Annotated in this window: 1 pseudogene; it reads right to left on the minus strand. The window is 82.0% G+C overall.

Annotated features, from left to right (window positions below):
• Positions 1 to 334 (minus strand): annotated as a pseudogene (locus tag GT042_RS23335) (hypothetical protein); the annotation flags it as partial.

Here is a 334-nt window from a genome sequence, read left to right on the forward strand (position 1 = left end):
GTGGCCGCTCGCGGCGCTCCGCGCTTCCGCGGCGGCCCAGAGGGCCTCCTCCGCGGCGGCGGCAGCGGCGGCGTCCTCGGCGTTCAGCCGGTTGAGGGCCTCGCTCAACGCGTCGATCGCGGCGGAGGCGGGCACGGCACCCGTGACGGCCCCGGCCCCCTTGCTCCGCGCCTCGGCGGCGGCCCACAGGGCCTCCTCGTCGGCGTCCGCGTCGCGATCCGGGGCGGCGGCCCCATCCCGGCCGTTCCGTGCCTCGGCGGCGGCCCACAGCGCTTCCTCGGCTTCCGCCGGGTCCACACCGGCGCCCGCCGCGTCCGGCCCCGGGGCGGCGGCG

Source organism: Streptomyces sp. SID3212, from assembly GCF_009865405.1.
In the GTDB taxonomy this organism is placed as follows: domain Bacteria; phylum Actinomycetota; class Actinomycetes; order Streptomycetales; family Streptomycetaceae; genus Streptomyces.